Source organism: Cupriavidus basilensis, from assembly GCF_029335485.1.
Classification (GTDB): domain Bacteria; phylum Pseudomonadota; class Gammaproteobacteria; order Burkholderiales; family Burkholderiaceae; genus Cupriavidus; species Cupriavidus basilensis_E.
The window spans coordinates 1-16,823 of record NZ_JARJLM010000579.1; the positions used below are offsets into that span (position 1 = coordinate 1).

Annotated in this window: 16 protein-coding genes; 8 read left to right on the forward strand and 8 right to left on the reverse strand. The window is 66.5% G+C overall.

Annotated features, from left to right (window positions below):
• The 4 genes from P3W85_RS36225 to P3W85_RS36240 form a co-directional block, all read right to left on the reverse strand.
• On the reverse strand, nt 1-1,030 hold a 1,030-nt coding region (locus tag P3W85_RS36225), incomplete at its 3' end, for a dihydrolipoamide acetyltransferase family protein (RefSeq protein ID WP_276268315.1).
• A gap of 54 nt (nt 1,031-1,084) precedes the next feature.
• Nucleotides 1,085-2,062 carry an alpha-ketoacid dehydrogenase subunit beta gene (locus P3W85_RS36230; RefSeq protein ID WP_017225328.1) on the reverse strand — a complete coding sequence of 326 codons (978 nt, stop codon included), beginning with the start codon at nt 2,060-2,062 and terminating at the stop codon, nt 1,085-1,087.
• Nucleotides 2,055-3,158 carry a pyruvate dehydrogenase (acetyl-transferring) E1 component subunit alpha gene (gene pdhA, locus P3W85_RS36235; protein WP_017225329.1) on the reverse strand — a complete coding sequence of 368 codons (1,104 nt, stop codon included), beginning with the start codon at nt 3,156-3,158 and terminating at the stop codon, nt 2,055-2,057. The genes P3W85_RS36230 and pdhA overlap by 8 nt, the downstream gene beginning before the upstream one ends.
• Before the next feature lie 394 nt (nt 3,159-3,552).
• Nucleotides 3,553-3,711: a hypothetical protein gene (locus tag P3W85_RS36240; RefSeq protein WP_276268316.1), complete on the reverse strand. Its 159-nt coding sequence runs from the start codon at nt 3,709-3,711 to the stop codon at nt 3,553-3,555.
• A gap of 104 nt (nt 3,712-3,815) precedes the next feature.
• Between P3W85_RS36240 and P3W85_RS36245 the strand changes: the two genes are divergently transcribed.
• The 6 genes from P3W85_RS36245 (at nt 3,816) to P3W85_RS36270 (ending at nt 10,301) form a co-directional block, all read left to right on the forward strand.
• Nucleotides 3,816-4,697 carry an IclR family transcriptional regulator gene (locus P3W85_RS36245; RefSeq protein ID WP_276268317.1) on the forward strand — a complete coding sequence of 294 codons (882 nt, stop codon included), beginning with the start codon at nt 3,816-3,818 and terminating at the stop codon, nt 4,695-4,697.
• A gap of 25 nt (nt 4,698-4,722) precedes the next feature.
• Nucleotides 4,723-5,664 (forward strand): dihydrodipicolinate synthase family protein, encoded by a 942-nt coding sequence (locus tag P3W85_RS36250; protein ID WP_017225331.1) that lies wholly within the window; start codon nt 4,723-4,725, stop codon nt 5,662-5,664.
• Nucleotides 5,665-5,716: 52 nt separating this feature from the next.
• Nucleotides 5,717-6,409: an SDR family NAD(P)-dependent oxidoreductase gene (locus P3W85_RS36255; RefSeq protein WP_276268318.1), complete on the forward strand. Its 693-nt coding sequence runs from the start codon at nt 5,717-5,719 to the stop codon at nt 6,407-6,409.
• Between the two features lie 81 nt (nt 6,410-6,490).
• Nucleotides 6,491-7,663, forward strand: coding sequence for a mandelate racemase/muconate lactonizing enzyme family protein (locus P3W85_RS36260; RefSeq protein WP_276268319.1), 1,173 nt, complete (start codon nt 6,491-6,493; stop codon nt 7,661-7,663).
• Between the two features lie 190 nt (nt 7,664-7,853).
• Nucleotides 7,854-8,831 carry a Bug family tripartite tricarboxylate transporter substrate binding protein gene (locus tag P3W85_RS36265; RefSeq protein ID WP_017230634.1) on the forward strand — a complete coding sequence of 326 codons (978 nt, stop codon included), beginning with the start codon at nt 7,854-7,856 and terminating at the stop codon, nt 8,829-8,831.
• A gap of 63 nt (nt 8,832-8,894) precedes the next feature.
• Nucleotides 8,895-10,301, forward strand: coding sequence for a sodium:solute symporter family protein (locus P3W85_RS36270; protein WP_276268320.1), 1,407 nt, complete (start codon nt 8,895-8,897; stop codon nt 10,299-10,301).
• A 10-nt stretch (nt 10,302-10,311) separates the two neighbouring features.
• On the opposite strand, the gene P3W85_RS36275 is transcribed toward P3W85_RS36270, so the two are convergent.
• Nucleotides 10,312-11,226, reverse strand: a complete 915-nt coding sequence (locus P3W85_RS36275) for a LysR family transcriptional regulator (RefSeq protein ID WP_276268321.1) — start codon at nt 11,224-11,226, stop codon at nt 10,312-10,314.
• 162 nt (nt 11,227-11,388) lie between these two features.
• Here P3W85_RS36275 and P3W85_RS36280 point away from each other — a divergent pair, with 162 nt between their 5' ends.
• Together P3W85_RS36280 and P3W85_RS36285 are read left to right on the forward strand one after the other, a co-directional pair.
• Nucleotides 11,389-12,351 (forward strand): tripartite tricarboxylate transporter substrate binding protein, encoded by a 963-nt coding sequence (locus tag P3W85_RS36280; RefSeq protein WP_276268322.1) that lies wholly within the window; start codon nt 11,389-11,391, stop codon nt 12,349-12,351.
• 81 nt (nt 12,352-12,432) lie between these two features.
• A complete protein-coding gene (locus tag P3W85_RS36285) occupies nt 12,433-13,338 on the forward strand; it encodes an isocitrate lyase/PEP mutase family protein (protein ID WP_276268323.1) in 906 nt (301 codons plus the stop codon).
• A gap of 51 nt (nt 13,339-13,389) precedes the next feature.
• Here the strand turns inward: P3W85_RS36285 and P3W85_RS36290 are convergent, their stop codons facing one another.
• The 3 genes from P3W85_RS36290 to P3W85_RS36300 form a co-directional block, all read right to left on the reverse strand.
• Nucleotides 13,390-13,977 (reverse strand): DUF934 domain-containing protein, encoded by a 588-nt coding sequence (locus P3W85_RS36290; RefSeq protein WP_276268338.1) that lies wholly within the window; start codon nt 13,975-13,977, stop codon nt 13,390-13,392.
• Between the two features lie 19 nt (nt 13,978-13,996).
• Nucleotides 13,997-15,736 carry a nitrite/sulfite reductase gene (locus tag P3W85_RS36295; protein WP_017230639.1) on the reverse strand — a complete coding sequence of 580 codons (1,740 nt, stop codon included), beginning with the start codon at nt 15,734-15,736 and terminating at the stop codon, nt 13,997-13,999.
• A gap of 290 nt (nt 15,737-16,026) precedes the next feature.
• Nucleotides 16,027-16,740 carry a class I SAM-dependent methyltransferase gene (locus P3W85_RS36300; RefSeq protein WP_276268324.1) on the reverse strand — a complete coding sequence of 238 codons (714 nt, stop codon included), beginning with the start codon at nt 16,738-16,740 and terminating at the stop codon, nt 16,027-16,029.
• Nucleotides 16,741-16,823 lie beyond the last annotated feature (83 nt).

The window sequence follows — 16,823 nt, forward strand, 5'->3', positions numbered from 1 at the left end:
GGTCGAAGGTCAGGCTGAGCGGCAGGATGCGGTGCACGGCAGGCACGCCGCCGGCCGCCACCACCGCGTCGTGAATGCGGCCGGCGCCGAGAATGGCCACCGTGGGCGGTACCACGATGGGCGCCGCGTACTTGCCGGCAATCATGCCGAAGTTGGACAGCGTGATGGTGTTGCCGCGCATCTCCTCGGGCGCGATGGTGCGTGCGCGGACGTCGGCGCGCATGCGGTCCAGGCCGCGCCGCAGGTCGGCCGCGTCCCGGTTGCCGGTATCGCGCAGTACAGGGACGAACAGGCCCTCCGGCAGGTCGACCGCGATCCCCACGTCGATCCGCTTGGGCACATGGCGGCGCCCGGTCTGGCTTTCGTACCACGCATTCAGGCCGGGCTCGGCGCGGCAGCCGGCGACCAGCGCGCGCACCAGCCGGATCGTGGTGTCGGAGCCAGGCACCCAGGCATGGATGTCGGCATCGTCGATCACGGTAGCCGCAGCCACTTCGTTCTGCGCGCGCGCCATGTTCTGCGCCATCGCGCGGCGCACGCCGCGCAGCACCTCGGGCGGTCCCAGGTCCGCCAGCGTCGCGGCGACGCGCCGGACGTCGGCGGCGGTGATGATGCCGTCCGCGCCCGAGGGGCTGACCATCGCCAGGTCCACTTCGAGCTGCCGCGCCAGGGCGCGCACGGCCGGCGCCGCCCGCACCGCGCCCCCGCCACCGGCGAGGGCCGCCGGCGCTTCCGCCAGCACCTGGGTGCCGACCTTGACCACACCCACCACGGTGCCCGCGTCGTCTTCCCCCCCAGCGCCTTCGAAGCCCACCAGCGGCGCGCCGAGATGCACGATCTCGCCCGGCTGGGCGTAGAGCCGGGCGATGCGTCCGGCGCTCGGTGACGGGATCTCGACGATGGCCTTGGCGGTCTCGACGGAGACCAGCGGCTGGTCGGCCGCGACCGTGTCGCCCGGCTTGACGTGCCATTCGGTGATCTCGGCCTCCTGGAGCCCTTCGCCCAGGTCCGGCAGCTTGAAGATGTTCATCGTGGCTCCCAGGAAAGTCGATGGTCGATCGTCGATAGTCGATAGTCGAGATCGTCAGGCGGCCAGCGCCTTGCGTGCCGCGTCCATGATCCGCGCCACGCTGGGCAGGTATTCGTACTCGAGCCGGGCCATCGGCACCACGGTGTCGTATCCGGTGACGCGCTGCACCGGCGCCGCCAGCGAATACAGTCCCGCATCGGCCAGGTTGGCCGCGATCTCGGCGCCGAAGCCAGCGGTGCGCGGCGCTTCATGAACGATGACGCAGCGGCCCGTCCTGCTGACCGAATCCAGGATGGTGCTCATGTCGAGCGGCTTGAGCGTGGCGACGTCGATCACGGTCGCGGCGATGCCTTCCTGCAGCAGCAGGTCGGCCGCCGCTTGCGTTTCCGTCAGCATCGCGCCCCAGCTCACCAGGGTGATGTCGCCGCCGTCGCGCAGCGTGAAGCAGACGTCCAGCGGCAGCGCCTCGCCGTTGTCCGGCACCTGCTGGCGAAACAGGCGGTAGAGCCGGGTGGGTTCGAGGAACACCACCGGGTCGGGGTCGCGCATGGCGGCCAGCAGCAGGCCATAGGCACGCGCGGGCGAGGACGGTATCACCACCCTGATGCCGGGAATATGCGCGAACATCGCCTCCGGGCTTTCGGAGTGATGCTCAGGCGCGTGGATGCCGGCGCCAAAGGGCGAGCGCAGCACCAGCGGGCAGCTCAGCCTGCCGCGCGTGCGGTGGCGCAGGCGGCCGGCGTGGTTGATGATGTGGTCGATGACCGGGTAGATAAAACCGGTGAACTGGATCTCCGCCACCGGCGCCAGGCCCATCGCCGCCATGCCGATGGCGGCGCCGGCGATGGCGGACTCCGCCAGGGGCGTGTCGATGACGCGCTGCGCGCCGAAGCGGGCCTGCAGCCCGGCCGTGGCGCGGAACACGCCGCCGTTCACGCCGATATCCTCGCCGAGCAGCACCACCCGCGGATCGTGTTCCAGGGCATAAGCCAGTGCCTGGTTGACGGCTTCGACCAGGTTGATTTCAGCCATGATCGTGCTCGCTTCCGCTTGCCGGCACGTCCGGGGCAAAGCGCCGCGCCGTATCCGCTTGCGTGGCCAGCGCCGTGGGCAGGCTGGCATAGAGGTAGTCGAACATCGCCGCCGTATCCGGTGGGGGGATGGCCAGGTAGGCATCCACCGCGGCGGCAACCTCGGCGGCGCAAGCCTTGGCAAGCTGCTCTTCGCGCGCCGCATCCCAGGCGCCGAGCCGCAGCAGGTAATTGCGCAGCCTGGCCACCGGTTCGAGCAGCCAGTGCTGCTTGACCTGATCCACGTCGCGATAGCGCGAGGCATCGTCTGCGGTGGTGTGGTCGCCGAGCCGGTAGGTGATCGCCTCGATCAGCGTGGCGCCGCCGCCGGAGCGCGCGCGTTCGAGCGCTTCGAGCGTTTTCTGGCGGACCGCGACGATATCGTTGCCATCCACCTGCAAGCCGGGGATGCCGGCGGCGATCGCCTTTTGCGCGAGCGTTTGCGCGGCGGTCTGCTGGCTGCGCGGCATCGAGATGGCCCACTGGTTATTGTTGACGACCAGCACCAGCGGGGCCTGCCAGGCGCCGGCCATATTCATGCCTTCGTAGAAATCGCCTTTCGAGGTGCCGCCGTCGCCAAGCAGGCAGACCGCGGCGCGTGGCTCGTTGCGCAGCTTGATCGCATAGGCAATGCCGGCGGCATGGCAGACCTGGTTGCCGATCGGGACGCAGTTCGGGAAATCATGCGGCGCCGCTGCAAAGCAATTGCCGCGCTCGTCGCCGCCCCAATACAGCAGGCTCTCGGTCATCGAGACCCCGCGCTGGAACTGCGCGGCATGATCGCGGTAGGACGGCACCAGCACGTCCTGCGCGCGCATCGCGCTGGCCACGCCGACGCCTACCGCCTCCTGGCCGAGCGCCGAGGCGAAGGTGCCGATCTTGCCGGTACGCTGCAGCGCAATGGCCTTGAGGTCGAACTGGCGCGTGAGCACCATGGCCCGGTAGAGCGGAAGGAGAGCCCCGGGGTCGAGCGCGAATGCGGGTAGCGCCTGCGTCGGCTCACCTTGCGGATCGAGAAACTGGGTGTACTCGATTTCGAATGTTGCGACCGTTGTCATGGCAAGCCCTTTCTTTCTTGTTCCAGTCGTTGCACTGGGGGCTGTATCTTCTCGGTGCGCGTCCCCGGTTCTGGCGTAACAAGGTGGGGGCGACTAGCGCACGCCGCATCTGGCGTTTGCTCCGGGAGGGTGTCTCGGATCCAGTGTAGTGCTATTGCGGCGTTTGGGGCTATTGGCGGGATAGGGACAATGTGGGGTAGCGACCGGACGCGCGAGCGCTGGCGGATGTGGCTCGCATGGCCTGCCGTACCGCCCGTTGCGGGCTCCGGATATCCGCGACGCAGGCCGGCGCCGCGGCCGGCCCGGAGATGCCAGGCCAGACAGTGGCATCGCCCCCGTGAAAACCCTAGGAAAATCGGGCTTGCCGGGTTTCGCCAACGAGGTCTAGAATATTTCAAAGATCGAATTTAAGTTCGCAATCCGAATAAAAGTGGCTGTGCAAAGGGAGTGCAGAGCCGGGGAGTGCTGCTACGCGCTCTTTCTTTTTGCGGTCTTTTCGAATAAAAATTCGCAATCCGAATTTACTGAGCCCGGCAGCGATGCCGATGTCCATCCACCTGTCTTGCGCGAGGGCTTTCTTCTGTCAGTTCATCGAATTAAAATTCGGATTCCGAACTCGAGGTAGAACTCGAGCTTGAACTAACAGTGGAGATTGAAATGGCAACCGAGAGCACAGTCCGTTCCGCATCGAAAGCGAGCAGCGCGAGCGACGCATCCAAGAACACGGTGCAGTCGCTGGCGAAGGGCTTCCGCATTCTCGAAGCGTTTTCGGCCCAGGAGCCCGAACTTACCATGGCCGAAGTCGCGCGCCGCTCCGGGCTGGACAATGCCACCGCCTTCCGCTTTCTCAACACGCTGGTGGATATCGGCTACGTGCAGCGCGTGCCGGATACGCGCTTGTTCCGCTTGTCGCTGAAGGTGCTGGACCTTGGCTTCGACGCCATCGCCCATTCCGACCTGCGCACGCGGGCTCGTCCGATCCTGCGCGCGCTGGTGGGCGAGATCAACGAAGCCGCATCAATCGGCGTGCTGGATGGCGCCGAAGTGCTCTACGCGGAACGGGTCCAGGCCGGGCTGACGCGGCTCGGCGTCGATATCCGCATCGGCAGCCGGGTGCCGGCTTATTCCACCGCCGTCGGCTACGCCATCCTGGCGTGGCTGCCGGAGGACATGCAGGCCCGCGTGCTGGACGCCCAGCCGCGGCAGAAGCTGACCGACCACACGCTCACCGAGCTCGACACCATTCTCGAGCGGCTCAAGACCGTGCGCGGCAAGGGCTACGCGCTGTCGAACCAGGAGACGGTGTCCGGCCTCTATGTGGTCGCCGCCCCGGTGCTGGATGTCGACGGCGTGCCGATCGCCGGCCTGAGCGTGGCGGCGCCGGCCATGAATACCTCGCTTGAAGATTTCGAAGCGGCCACGGCGCCGGCGGTAGTACATGCCGCCAACGACCTGGCCCGTGCGCTGCAACCCTCCGGCGGATTCATTTCTCCCGGCTTGTCGCCAATTCCGATCCCATTGCCAACCGCGCGCCGTTAGCGCCAGTTTTACCAGGAGACAAAACGTGTCTGATATCAATTTCCACGGCATCATCCCCGCCATCGCGGTTCCCTTCAACGCGGACTACAGCATCAACGAGCCGGAACTGCGCCGCTTCTCGAAGTGGCTGGGCGGGCAGGAAGGCGTGACCGCGCTGATGACCAATGGCCATACCGGCGAAGTGTTCTCGCTGACCCCGCGCGAGCGCGCCGAGGTGACGCGCATCACCGCGGATGCCACCCGGGGCATCTGCCCGGTGATCTCGTCGGTGGTCTGCGAGGGCATCAACGATGCCGTGGAGCAGGCTGGCTGGGCCAAGGAAGCGGGCGCCGCCGGACTCGATATCATGCCGCCGCATCACTGGCTGCGCTTCGGCTTCAAGCCCGAGCACTGCCTCGACTACTTCAACGCCATCGGCAAGGCCAGCGGGCTGCCCCTGGTGGTGCATATCTACCCCGCCTGGACCCGCGGCTCCTACTCCTCCGAGCTGCTGGCGGAACTGGCGAGGCTGCCCTACGTGAAAGCGTTCAAGATGGGCGAGCGCGAAATGAACAAGTATGCGCGCGACATCAGGGAGATCCGCGCCGCCGATCCCACCAAGGTGCTGATGACCTGCCACGACGAATACCTGCTCTCGTCGATGGTGCAGGGCATCGATGGGGCGCTGGTCGGCTTTGCCTCGCTGATTCCCGGCCTGATCAACGACCTGCTCAAGGCGGTCAAGGCCGGCGACCTGCATGAAGCCATGCGCGTGCAGGCCCTGATCAATCCTCTGAAGGATGCGGTGTACGGCGCCGGCGAACCCACCGGCGAGGCGCACGGCCGCATGAAGGCCGCCATGGCGCTGGCCGGCATCCTGAGCGATGGCACGGTGCGCCCGCCGACCCACGCGCCGTCGGCCACCGAACTGGCCGCCATCAAGGCTGCGCTGGCGCAAGCCGGCATTCTCCAGAAGGCTGCTGCCTGAGCTGTCCGGGCCGCCGGACATTGGTTCCAAAGGGGCTTTCATGAGCCAATCCATGCAAGACAACGCGACGCCGGCAAGGCATGCCCTTGTTACCGGCGCCAGTTCCGGCATCGGGGCCGCCATCGCCCGGCGCCTGCTGTCCGCCGGCTGGCAGGTGACCGGCCTGGATCGCACGCCGGCGCCCGGCGGCGTGCGCTTTAGCGCCATCGAGATCGACCTTACCGATGCCGGGCAGCTCGCTGCCGCCGTCACGGCCTTGCCGCCAGTCGACGCTGTCGTCCATGCCGCCGGCTTTATGCGCACGGCGGTACTCGGCGAGCTGAAGCCGGAAGACGGCGAGGGCATGTGGCGCATCCATGTGGAGGCTGCCGCGGTGCTGGCCAACGCGCTGATGCCGACGCTGCCCGACGGCGCGCGCATCGTGCTGATCGGCAGCCGCACGGCGGCAGGTGCGCCCGGGCGCAGCCAGTATGCCGCGACCAAGGCGGCGCTGGTGGGCATGGCGCGCTCGTGGGCGGCGGAGCTGGCGCCGCGCGGCATCACGGTCAATGTGGTGGCGCCCGGCGCTACCGAGACCCCCATGCTGAACGACCCGGGGCGCAAGGGTACGCCGCCGCGCACGCCGCCCATCGGGCGCTTTATCCGCCCCGACGAAGTGGCCGGGATGGTGGGCTTCCTGCTTGGCCCCGACGCCGGGGCCATCACCGGGCAGCAGATCGTGATCTGCGGCGGTGGCTCGCTGTAGGGGCGCGGCGCCTGGCCAACGCTGAAATACGAAATACCGAAATACCGAAATATCCGAGCATCGAAGACACTGGAGACAAGCATGTCCGTGCGCATCATCGACGTCCGTGAAGTGACGAAGCCGATCTCGTCGCCCATCCGCAACGCCTATATCGATTTTTCCAAGATGACGAGCAGCCTCGTCGCCGTGGTGACCGACGCCTTCCGCGACGGCAAGCGCGTGATCGGCTACGGCTTCAACTCGAACGGCCGCTACGGGCAGGGCGGCCTCATCCGCGAACGCTTCGCGCCCCGCATCCTGGCGGCCGATCCGGCTTCGCTGCTGGACGACGCCGGCACCAACCTGGACCCCGGCCGGGTGTGGGCCGCCACCATGTCCAACGAGAAGCCCGGCGGCCATGGCGAACGCTCGGTCGCGGTGGGCACCATCGACATGGCGGTGTGGGATGCCGTGGCCAAGATCGCCGGCAAGCCGCTGTTCCGCTTGCTGGCCGAGCGGCACGGCGTCAAGGCCAATCCGCGCGTGTTCGTGTATGCCGCCGGCGGCTATTACTACCCGGGCAAGGATCTTGGCGCGCTGCGCGCCGAGATGCGCTCCTACCTCGAGCGCGGCTACAACGTGGTCAAGATGAAGATCGGCGGCGCCAGCATCGGGGAAGACCGCGCGCGCATCGAGGCCGTGCTGCAGGAGATCGGCGCCGAGGCGCAGCTTGCCGTCGACGCCAACGGCCGCTTCGACCTGGATACGGCCATCGCCTACGCCAAGATGCTGCGCGACTATCCGCTGTTCTGGTACGAGGAAGCCGGCGATCCGCTGGACTACCACCTGCAGGCCACGCTGGCCGAATACTATCCCGGCGCCATGGCCACCGGCGAGAACCTGTTCAGCCACCAGGACGCCCGCAACCTGATCCGCTATGGCGCCATGCGCGCCGACCGCGACTACCTGCAGTTCGATTGCGCGTTGTCCTACGGCCTGGTCGAGTATGAGCGCACGCTGGAGGTGCTGAAGACCTTCGGCTGGTCGCCGCGCCGCTGCATTCCGCATGGCGGCCACCAGATGTCGCTCAATATCGCCGCCGGGCTGGGCCTGGGCGGCAACGAAAGCTATCCCGACCTGTTCCAGCCCTATGGCGGCTTCCCCGATGGCGTGAAGGTCATCGACGGGCATATCACCATGCCGGAACTGCCGGGCATCGGCTTCGAGGGCAAGGCCGACCTCTACGCGGAAATGGTAGCGCTGGCGCAGCCATGACGCGCTGAGGCCGGCAAGACAATCGGCCGCACCGAGCCCCGCAGCAGAACCGCCATGCATGGCGGCGCCGGGGACAAGGCCAGCGAACGCGCTGGCTTTGAACATCGATACGGGGCGTTGCGCAAGGGGGCCGGCCATGGCCTGGCCCCCGGGGCGGCACGCGCCTGCCGTCGAGATACAGGAGACCAAGATGTTGTCAAAGATGCTGTTCCCCCGGATGTTGCGTTGCGCAGCGGGAGCGCTGCTGCTCTGCGCCGCCGCGGTGGCTTCGGCGCAGACCTATCCGTCCAAGGCTGTGCGCGTCATAATTCCGTTCCCGCCCGGCGGGCCGACCGACACCGTCGGCCGCATGCTGGCGCAGAAGCTGGCCGAGCAGACCGGGCAGAGCTTTATCGTCGACAACCGTCCCGGTGGCCAGGGGATCATCGGCGCGGATGCGGTGGCCAAGGGCGCGGCGGACGGCTATACGCTGCTGTTCAGCGCGTCCACCTTCACTACCACGCCGATGACGCTCAAGTCGTCGCCCTACGATGTGTCCAGGGACTTCACGCCAGTCGCCCTCGTGGGCAAGGGCCCGCTGGCGGTGTCGGTCAACAGGAACCTGCCGATCAGGAGCGTCAAGGACCTGATCGACTATGCTCAGGCGCGTCCGGGAAAGATGTCGTTCGCGATCGGCTCCCAGGCCTCCGCGGGCCATTTGTCGACCGAGATGCTCAAGCGGGCCGGCAAGCTCGACTACCTGGTGGTGCCGTACAAGGGCTCGGCGCCGGCGTACCAGGACCTGATCGGCGGCGCCATCGACGGTTTTATCGATCCGGTGCTCGGCGCCCTGACGTATCACAAGAGCGGCATGGTGCGCGTCGTCGCGGTCACGTCGCGGGACCGGCTGCCCTCGATGCCGGACGTGCCGACCGTCGGCGAGACGGTGCCGGGCTACGAGTTCTACTCGTGGTACGGGCTATGGGGCCCGGCCCGGCTGCCCGCGGAAGTGACCCGGCGGCTGAACGCCGAGGTCAACAAGGCGCTGGCCTCGGACCTGCGTGCCAGGCTGGCCGAGCAGGGCTACCTGCTGTCACCCGGCACGCCGGAAGACTTCGCGCGGTTCGAGAAAGAAGACATGGCCCGTTCCGCCAAGATCGTCGCGCAAGCGAAGATTCGCGCGGAGTAAGGCAGCCCGGCCCGCGCCGCAAGCCGGGCGCGGTGTCAGTCTTTGCAGGAGACGCAAGGCATCATGGACATATTCGACTTCAAGGACACCGCCATCATTGTCGCGATGGTGGTCGCCTATATCCTCTTTACCACCTGGCTGACGGTGCGCTCGCGCAGCAAGACCTCCAGCGAGTTCATGGTCGGCTCCCGCGCGATGCCGACCGTGGTGGCCGGCGTGCTGCTGATGTCCGAGTTCATCGGCGCGAAGTCGACCATCGGCACGGCGCAGGCGGCGTTCGAATCCGGCATGGCCGCCTCCTGGGCCGTATTGAGCGCGGCGATCGGTTTTCCGCTGTTTGGCTATTTCCTGGCCAGCAAGCTCTACAGCTCCGGGGAGTACACGATCTCCGGCGCCATTTCCAAGCGCTACGGCCGCTCCACGCAGGTCGTGGTGTCGCTGATCATGATCTACGCGCTGCTGCTGGTGAACGTGGGCAACTATGTGAGCGGGGCTGCTGCGATTGCCACCGTGCTGAAGATCAACCTGCCGACCGCCGCCCTGGTGACCGCCTTCGTCAGCACCTTCTACTTTGCCTTCGGCGGCATGAAGAGCGTGGCCTACGTGTCCATCCTGCACAGCGGCATCAAGTACATCGGCGTGCTGATCGTTACCGCGGTGGCGCTATACCTGTGCAAGGGATTCGCGCCGATGCGGCAGGCGCTGCCGTCGTTCTACTTCACCTGGGACGGCCACGTGGGCGCCTCGACCATCGTCGCCTGGATCATCGGCAACGTAGGCGCCATCTTCTCCACGCAATACATCATCCAGGCCATTTCCTCGACCAAAAGCCCCGGCGCCGCCCGCCGTTCCACCTATGTGGCGGCGGCGCTATGCATCCCGATCAGCTTTGCGCTCGGCATCATCGGGCTGGCCGCACGCTACCTGCATCCGGACATGGACAGCCTGTACGCGCTGCCGGTGTTCCTGCAGAGCATGAATGTGTACCTCGCCGGCTTTGTCACGGTTTCGCTGGTCGCCTCCATCTTTATCGGCGTCAGCACGGTTGCGCTGGCTATCTCGTCGCTGGTGGTGCGGGATTTCTATGTGCCGTATTTCAAGCCCACGCCGGAGAGGGAGTTCCGCGCCACGCGTGTGCTTTCCCTGGTCATCGGCTTTGTACCGCTGATCTTCGTGTTCTTCGCTCCGGGCCTGCTGCACTTGTCATTTTTCACGCGGGCGCTGCGGCTCTCGATCTCCATCGTGGCCGTGATCGGCTTCTATCTGCCGTTCTTCAACGGCAACCGCGGCGCCACGCTTGGCTTGCTGGGGGCGGCCGCCACGACTACCGCCTGGTACCTGCTGGGCGATCCCTACGGCATCGACAATATGTATATCGCGCTGGTGACGCCGGCCGTGGTGATCTTCGTGGAGAAGCTGTTCCACTGGCATGAGCAGAAGGCGGCGGGGGACTATCGCCGCTCGGCCTGAACGCCGTCGGCTAGCGGGCCGTTTCGGGCCACAGCGGGGAATCCATGGAGAAATCCGCCGCTTCCAGCGTGATCTCCCTGAGCGAGCGGACCACGGAGCGCGTATCGCCGGCGCGCCAGTGGAAGTGGTAGGAGAGATTGTGCAGGGGCCGCGCGCACGCCAGTTCGACCAGCTTGTCCGCGCGCAGGAACGGCTGGACGTACACCCTGGGAAAGAAGCTGATGCCGACCCCCGAGACGGCCAGCGCGATGAGTGCCGTCAGGCTGTTGCAGACCAGTGCGCGCGGAATCTCCAGCCGTTGCTCCGCCGCCCATTGCTCGAAAGCGCGAGACAGGCCAGCCTCCGCGCTGAGCGTGATGACAGGATGATCCACGAAATGCCGTGGGGTCAGCACCGTCCCTTTCGGCAGCCGCTGCGGCGATGCCATCCATCCGTACTCCAGTTCTCCGACCTTCTCGTTGGCCAGGCCAGGGGAGGGGGACGGACCGGGAATAATGGCGAAATCCAGTTCGCCGCGCTCCAGTCTTCTCTCCAGGCGCAAGGCCAGGTCCACCTGCGGCTCCAGGACGAGGTTAGGGTGGAGTTCGCGCACGCGCGCAACGAAGCCCGGGAACCAGGTTGACGCCACCAGCTCGCTGATGCCGAACCGGCAAGTGCCGCGCAGGGCGCCCGGCATGTCCAGGCCGGCGCGGATGCGGCCTTCGATGTCAAGCATCTGGCTTGCGTGTTCCAGCAAGCGCTCGCCCGCATCCGTGATCACGGCGCGTTGTCCGGTGCGGTCGAACAGCGCCTTGCCGAGATCGTCCTCCAACTCGGCGATGCGCTTGGATAGCGAGGATTGCGTGACGTGCAGCCGTGATGCCGCGACCGAGAAACTGCCCAGCTTTGCTGCCCAGAAGAATGCTTCCAGTTGCTTCAGCGTCATTGTCGACACTCCGACTTGTCCCGGAAGTGGGCGGTCGGGTCGCGCTTGTCGTGGTTATTCCGTCTTTTCATGTGGGGTCGTGAAGATTAGTCGCTTTTTCTCAGGCCGGCATTTACGTATCTTGCGTCCATTATCGATGCAGACTTCGGGATGGGGAAAAACATGTCGCTTAGGCTAAACACTTGTCTTCTGTGCGTGACGGCGCTGGCCTCCGCTGCCGCGCAGGCGGCGTGGCCGGACGACCGGCCGATTCAGGTACTGGTGGGATTCGCTGCCGGGGGCGGCACCGATACCATGGTGCGCGCCATGGCCCCGTTCATGCAAAAGTACCTGGGCGCCAAAGCCAGCCTGGTCATACAGAACAAGCCCGGCGCCGCCGGCGAGATTGCCAATACCAGCCTGATGCGGGCCGTACCGGACGGCTACACGATCGGCATCGTCAACCTGCCGGCGATGGCATTCGCGCCGCTGTACAGGAAAACCGGCTTCGATCCCGCGGCGCTGCGGCTGGTTGCCCGGGTGCTCAGCGATCCCACCATACTGGTGACCAAGGCGGACAGCCCGTTCAATAACCTGAACGATGTGGTGTCGGCGCTGAAGAAGAAGCCGGGTTCGCTGTCGTTCGGCCATAACGGCGTGGGTACGAATGGGCACCTGGCGCTGTTGCAGTTGCAGAACGTGGCGGCGGTGAAGCTGAACGATGTTCCGTATAACGGCACCGCGCAATCCAAGACGGCCTTGTTCGGCGGGCATATCGACTTTGCAACGGTCACCACCGGCGAGTTGCAGGATGCGAGCAAGGAGGCCGTGCCGCTGAAGATCATCGCGCAGATGGGCGAGAAGCGGGCGGCTTCGCTTCCGAACGTGCCCACCGCCAGGGAGCAGGGTTTTGACGACGTCATGCCCGCGGAGCGCGGCGTGGCGGCTCCCGCGGGTGTGCCCGCGGTCATTCTCGATAAACTGCGCATGGCGATTAGGGCGACCTTGCAGGATCCCGAGTATCTGAAGAAGGCTGGCAACGATGCGCCGGTCCTGGCCTATCTTTCCGGAGACGATTGGGCAAAGGAGATCGCGGCCCGCAAGCCGACCATGCGCAAGCTGGCCGACGGCATGCCGAAGGATTGAACGGCGGCGCTGCCCCCGTTTGCCACAGACCCATCCCGATCTATTCCTATCTTCAGCTCCATTCTTACCGCCCACCAGGTCATGCAAAGAATTTCCCCAGCGCAGAAGACGGCCTCACTGCGTGAACTCCTGCGGACGAACGCCTTCATCGTGGCGCCCGCCGTCCACGATATCTTCAGCCTTCGGCTGGTCGAGCAAGCGGGCTTCCGCAGTGCGTGCATCAGCGGTGCCATGCTTTCATACAGCCTGTTGGGCATACCGGACATCGGTCTTCTTACGCTGACGGAGTGCGTCGAGCATTGCCGCCGCCTGACGCGTGCATCGTCCATTCCCATTACCGCCGATGGCGATGCGGGCTATGGCAATCCGCGCGGCGTGCATTACGCCGTCGAACTGTTCGAGGAGGCCGGTGCGGCCGGTTTGAATATCGAGGACCAGGTGGTGCCAAGGCGCTGGGGTTCGACGGCAGGCAAGGAAGTCGTGTCCGTGGGGGAAATGGTGGCGAAGATCGATGCCGCGCGACGCGCCAGGCGTGACGGCAACTTTCTCATCATTGCCAGGACGGATGCGTTTGCATGCGAATCCACCGGGCAGGTCATCGATCGGGCGCGGGCATATCAGGACGCCGGGGCCGATATGCTGCTGCCCGTCGCGCCGCGCACGCGGGAAGACATCCGCCGCCTGGCGCGTGCCCTGGAGATTCCGGTGACGCTCAGCGCCGGTACCGGGCTTGCCCCTGGTGCTTCCTGCGCCAATGTACCGCTGTCGCAGTTGCCGGAGCTGGGTGTGCGCCGGGCCAGCCTGACTACGCTATTGCCGGGTGCGTCCGTGGCTGGCATGAAGGCCAGCCTGGAATCGGTGCAGCGACGGCTGCGCGGCAGCGAAAGCAGTGAGGGTATCGACGCGGCGGTAAGCGGCGCGGCGAGCCTGGATGGGCTTTTCGATGCGGCTGCCCAAAGCGCTTTCGAGGCAGCCTTGCTGCGGTGACCGGGGCGTGGACGCACCACGGAATCTGCCGCCGGGCGGCTGGTTGCCGCGCTAGCGCGGTGGCGCACCTGGCCGGTCCGCCTGACCGGCTGGCGCGGCCTGGCGGGTTTGCCTGGGCAAGGCGGGCGATGCGTACGTCTTCTGGTAGTGCACCGTGAACGTTCCCAGCGCGGCGAGGGCCGCTTGCGGATCGTGGCTCGGCTTGACGGCGAACGCGTCGAAGCCGCAGCGCGCCATATAGTGCACGGTGTCGATCATCACGTCGCCCACGGCGCGCAGCTCGCCCGTCCAGCCATATTGCGTGCGCAGCATCTGCGCCAGCGAATAGCCGCGCCCGTCCGTATAGACCGGGAAGTCGATCGCCAGGTGGGCGATGCCGGTCGGGTCGATGATGGCGGCGCCGGCCTCCAGCAAGGCTTCCGGGTCCGCATCCGGTGCCAGGTACACGGCCACCGGGTGGCGGCGCAGGCGTAGCGCGTGGCGTGCCGCCTGCCATGTCTCGGGCGTGACCAGCCATCCTTGCTCGTCTGGCGGCATGCCTGGCATGGCCGATGGCGGCGCGTCCTTGTCCGCCACGAAGGCACGCCAGATGTCTGCCTCGAGCCCGCCATGGCGGATCACGTTCTTTACGTGGTGCATGGGTGTGCCAACCTGGATCTCAGACACGGGCCACCTCCGCCTGCTGCCGCCGCGCGACGATCCTCGGGTCCTGGTAGACCGCCTGCTTGAAGGGGTCCAGCCCCACGCGTTCCACCACATCGATAAAGCGCTCAGCCTCGTCGTCGCGCAGCGACAGGTAGGTGTCGATCAGCAGCGCGACCACATCGGGGATTTCATCGCGCGCGAAGGACGGGCCGATGATGCGGCCGATGGCGGCACCGCCGCCTTTGTGCTGGTCGAGCAGGGCATTGCCCGCGGCGCCGTTCTGGCGGCCACCGATGGTGACCTGGTACCACTCCTCGCCGGCCTTGTCCACGCCGAGGATGCCGATATGGCCAACGTGGTGGTGCCCGCAGGAGTTGATGCAGCCGGAGATGTTCAGGTCCAGCTCGCCGATGTCGAACAGATAGTCCAGGTCGTCGAAGCGGCGCTGGATGGCCTCCGCCAGCGGAATCGACACCGCGTTGGCCAGCGAGCAGAAGTCCCCGCCGGGGCAGGCGATGATATTGGTCAGCAGGCCGATATTCGCCGTGGCCAGGTTGTGCGCTTCCAGGTCCTGCCAGAGCGAGTAAAGCGCGCCGCGGCGCACGTCGGCCAGGATCAGGTTCTGCTCGTGGGAGACGCGCAGCTCGCCAAAACCGTAGCGGTCGGCCATGTCGGCCACGGCCTCCATCTGGTCGGCCGTGATGTCGCCGGGTGGCACGCCGGTGGCCTTGAGCGAGACGGTCACCGCGGCATAGCCGGGCACGCGGTGCGCATGCACGTTGCTGCGCAGCCAGCGGGCGAAGCGCGGGTGCGCGGCCGCCAGGGCGGGCGTCGGGCCTGCCTCGTCCGCCGCGCCGGGATCATAGGCCGGCGTGGTGAAGCGGCTGGCCACGCCTTTGACGAATTCGGCGCTGACCGTATCCGGGCCGCCCCGGATCCGCTGCCATAATTCGTCCACCTGCTGGGCAAACACGCCCGGCGTGAGGTCCTTGACCAGGATCTTGATGCGCGCCTTGTATTTGTTGTCTCGCCGCCCGTGCAGGTTGTAGACCCGCAATGTGGCTTGCAGGTAGGTGAGCAGGTCGGACCAATGCACAAAGGCGTTGATCAGCTTGCCCACCATCGGCGTGCGGCCCATGCCGCCGCCTACCCAGACCCGGAAGCCAAGCTCGCCGTCCTGTTCCACCGCCTGCAAGCCGATGTCGTGCACGCCCACGGCCGCGCGGTCGGTGGTGGCCCCGCTGACGGCGATCTTGAACTTGCGCGGCAGGAAGGCAAACTCGGGGTGCAGCATCGACCATTGCCGGATGATCTCGCACCACACCAGCGGGTTCACCACCTCGTCCGGCGCCAGGCCGGCGAAATGGTCGGTGGTGGTATTGCGGATGCAGTTGCCGCTGGTCTGGATCGCATGCATCTGCACGGTGGCCAGTTCGGCCAGGATGGCGGGCGCGTCTTCCAGGCGGGGCCAGTTGAACTGCATGTTCTGGCGGGTGCTGAAGTGCCCGTAGCCGCGATCCCAGCGCCGCGAGATATCGGCGAGCTTGCGCAGTTGCCGGGAGACCAGCATGCCGTAGGGAATCGCCACGCGCAGCATGGGCGCATGCCGCTGGATATAAAGGCCGTTCTGCAGGCGCAGCACGCGGAATTCGTCTTCGGTGAGCTGGCCGTTCAGGAAGCGTTCGGTCTGGCCGGCGAATTGCGCCACGCGCTGATCGACCAGTTGCTGGTCGATGGTGTCATACAAATACATTGAGACTTCCAGGTGTGCCGGGCGGGGCGTGGGAGACGCAGCCCTCGCCGGTTAGTGTCCTGAGTCTGAAATTCGTCGAAGAAATATGTCTGTCATGACGATGGATCGCGCGTCGTATCGGCGGACTTATCGGCTGACTCATTCAACGAATTTGTGATTCAGGACACTTGGGACTGTGGGTAGTCATGAGGCTAGCGCCGCGCGCGCGTGCTGAACAGGAGCAGCTGATGCTGTTTGGGCCGTATCAGTGACGATGCCGGCGGCCGCCGGCATGGGCGAATGCCGGGCTTTCATGCCGCGGGCTCAACCGGCCTGAAGGCCAGCCACGCCTGGAATCCCAGTGCCTTGAAGATCAATCGGGGCGGCTCGAAGCCACTTTCCAGCAGCAGGGCCCGCAGCCGCGTATCGGTGACGGGGTGCCACTGCGTGCCCGTCTTGGCGAGTACCGCGTCGACGGCGGTGCGCTCCAGGCCCGTAGCCTGAAGCCATTGGCCGTAGGCCCGGGCTAGCAGCGGCACCGGCTCGTAGTCGAGCAAGACCAGCGCGCCGCCGGCACGCAGCCGCTGCGCCAGCGCGCTCAGGAAGGCCGCTTTGCCGCCATCGTCGGGGATGAAATGCAGGACCAGCGCGGCTACCGCGGCATCGTGCAAGCCGGCCGGCATCTGGTCCAGCGTGGTGGCGTGGAACGCGACGCGGCTCTCGCAACCGGCGCCTTGCGCCTTGCGGCGCGCCACGGCGAGCATGCCGGCGGAAGGGTCGAGTGCGCTGAAGCGCCACCGCGGCCCGCCGGCGGCCAGCCGCAGCAGCTCATTGCCGGTGCCGCAGCCGGCCAGCAGCAGGCGGGCGTCGGCCGGCAGCAGGCTGGCGAAGGTCGCCGCCATCAGGTCGTGGGCGAGGGCATAGCCCGGCACGAGCCGCGGTACGCGGTCATCGTAGTCGCTGGCCGCAGCGTCGGAAAACACGGTGCTGGGGCGATGGTCCGGGCTGGGCGAACCTGCTGTCATCGGTAACTCCTGGTTTGCCGCGCCTGGGCGGCGATGTCGGTGCCTGGCCTGCAGGCCTGCCAGCATGGTACGGTTGCGCTGAA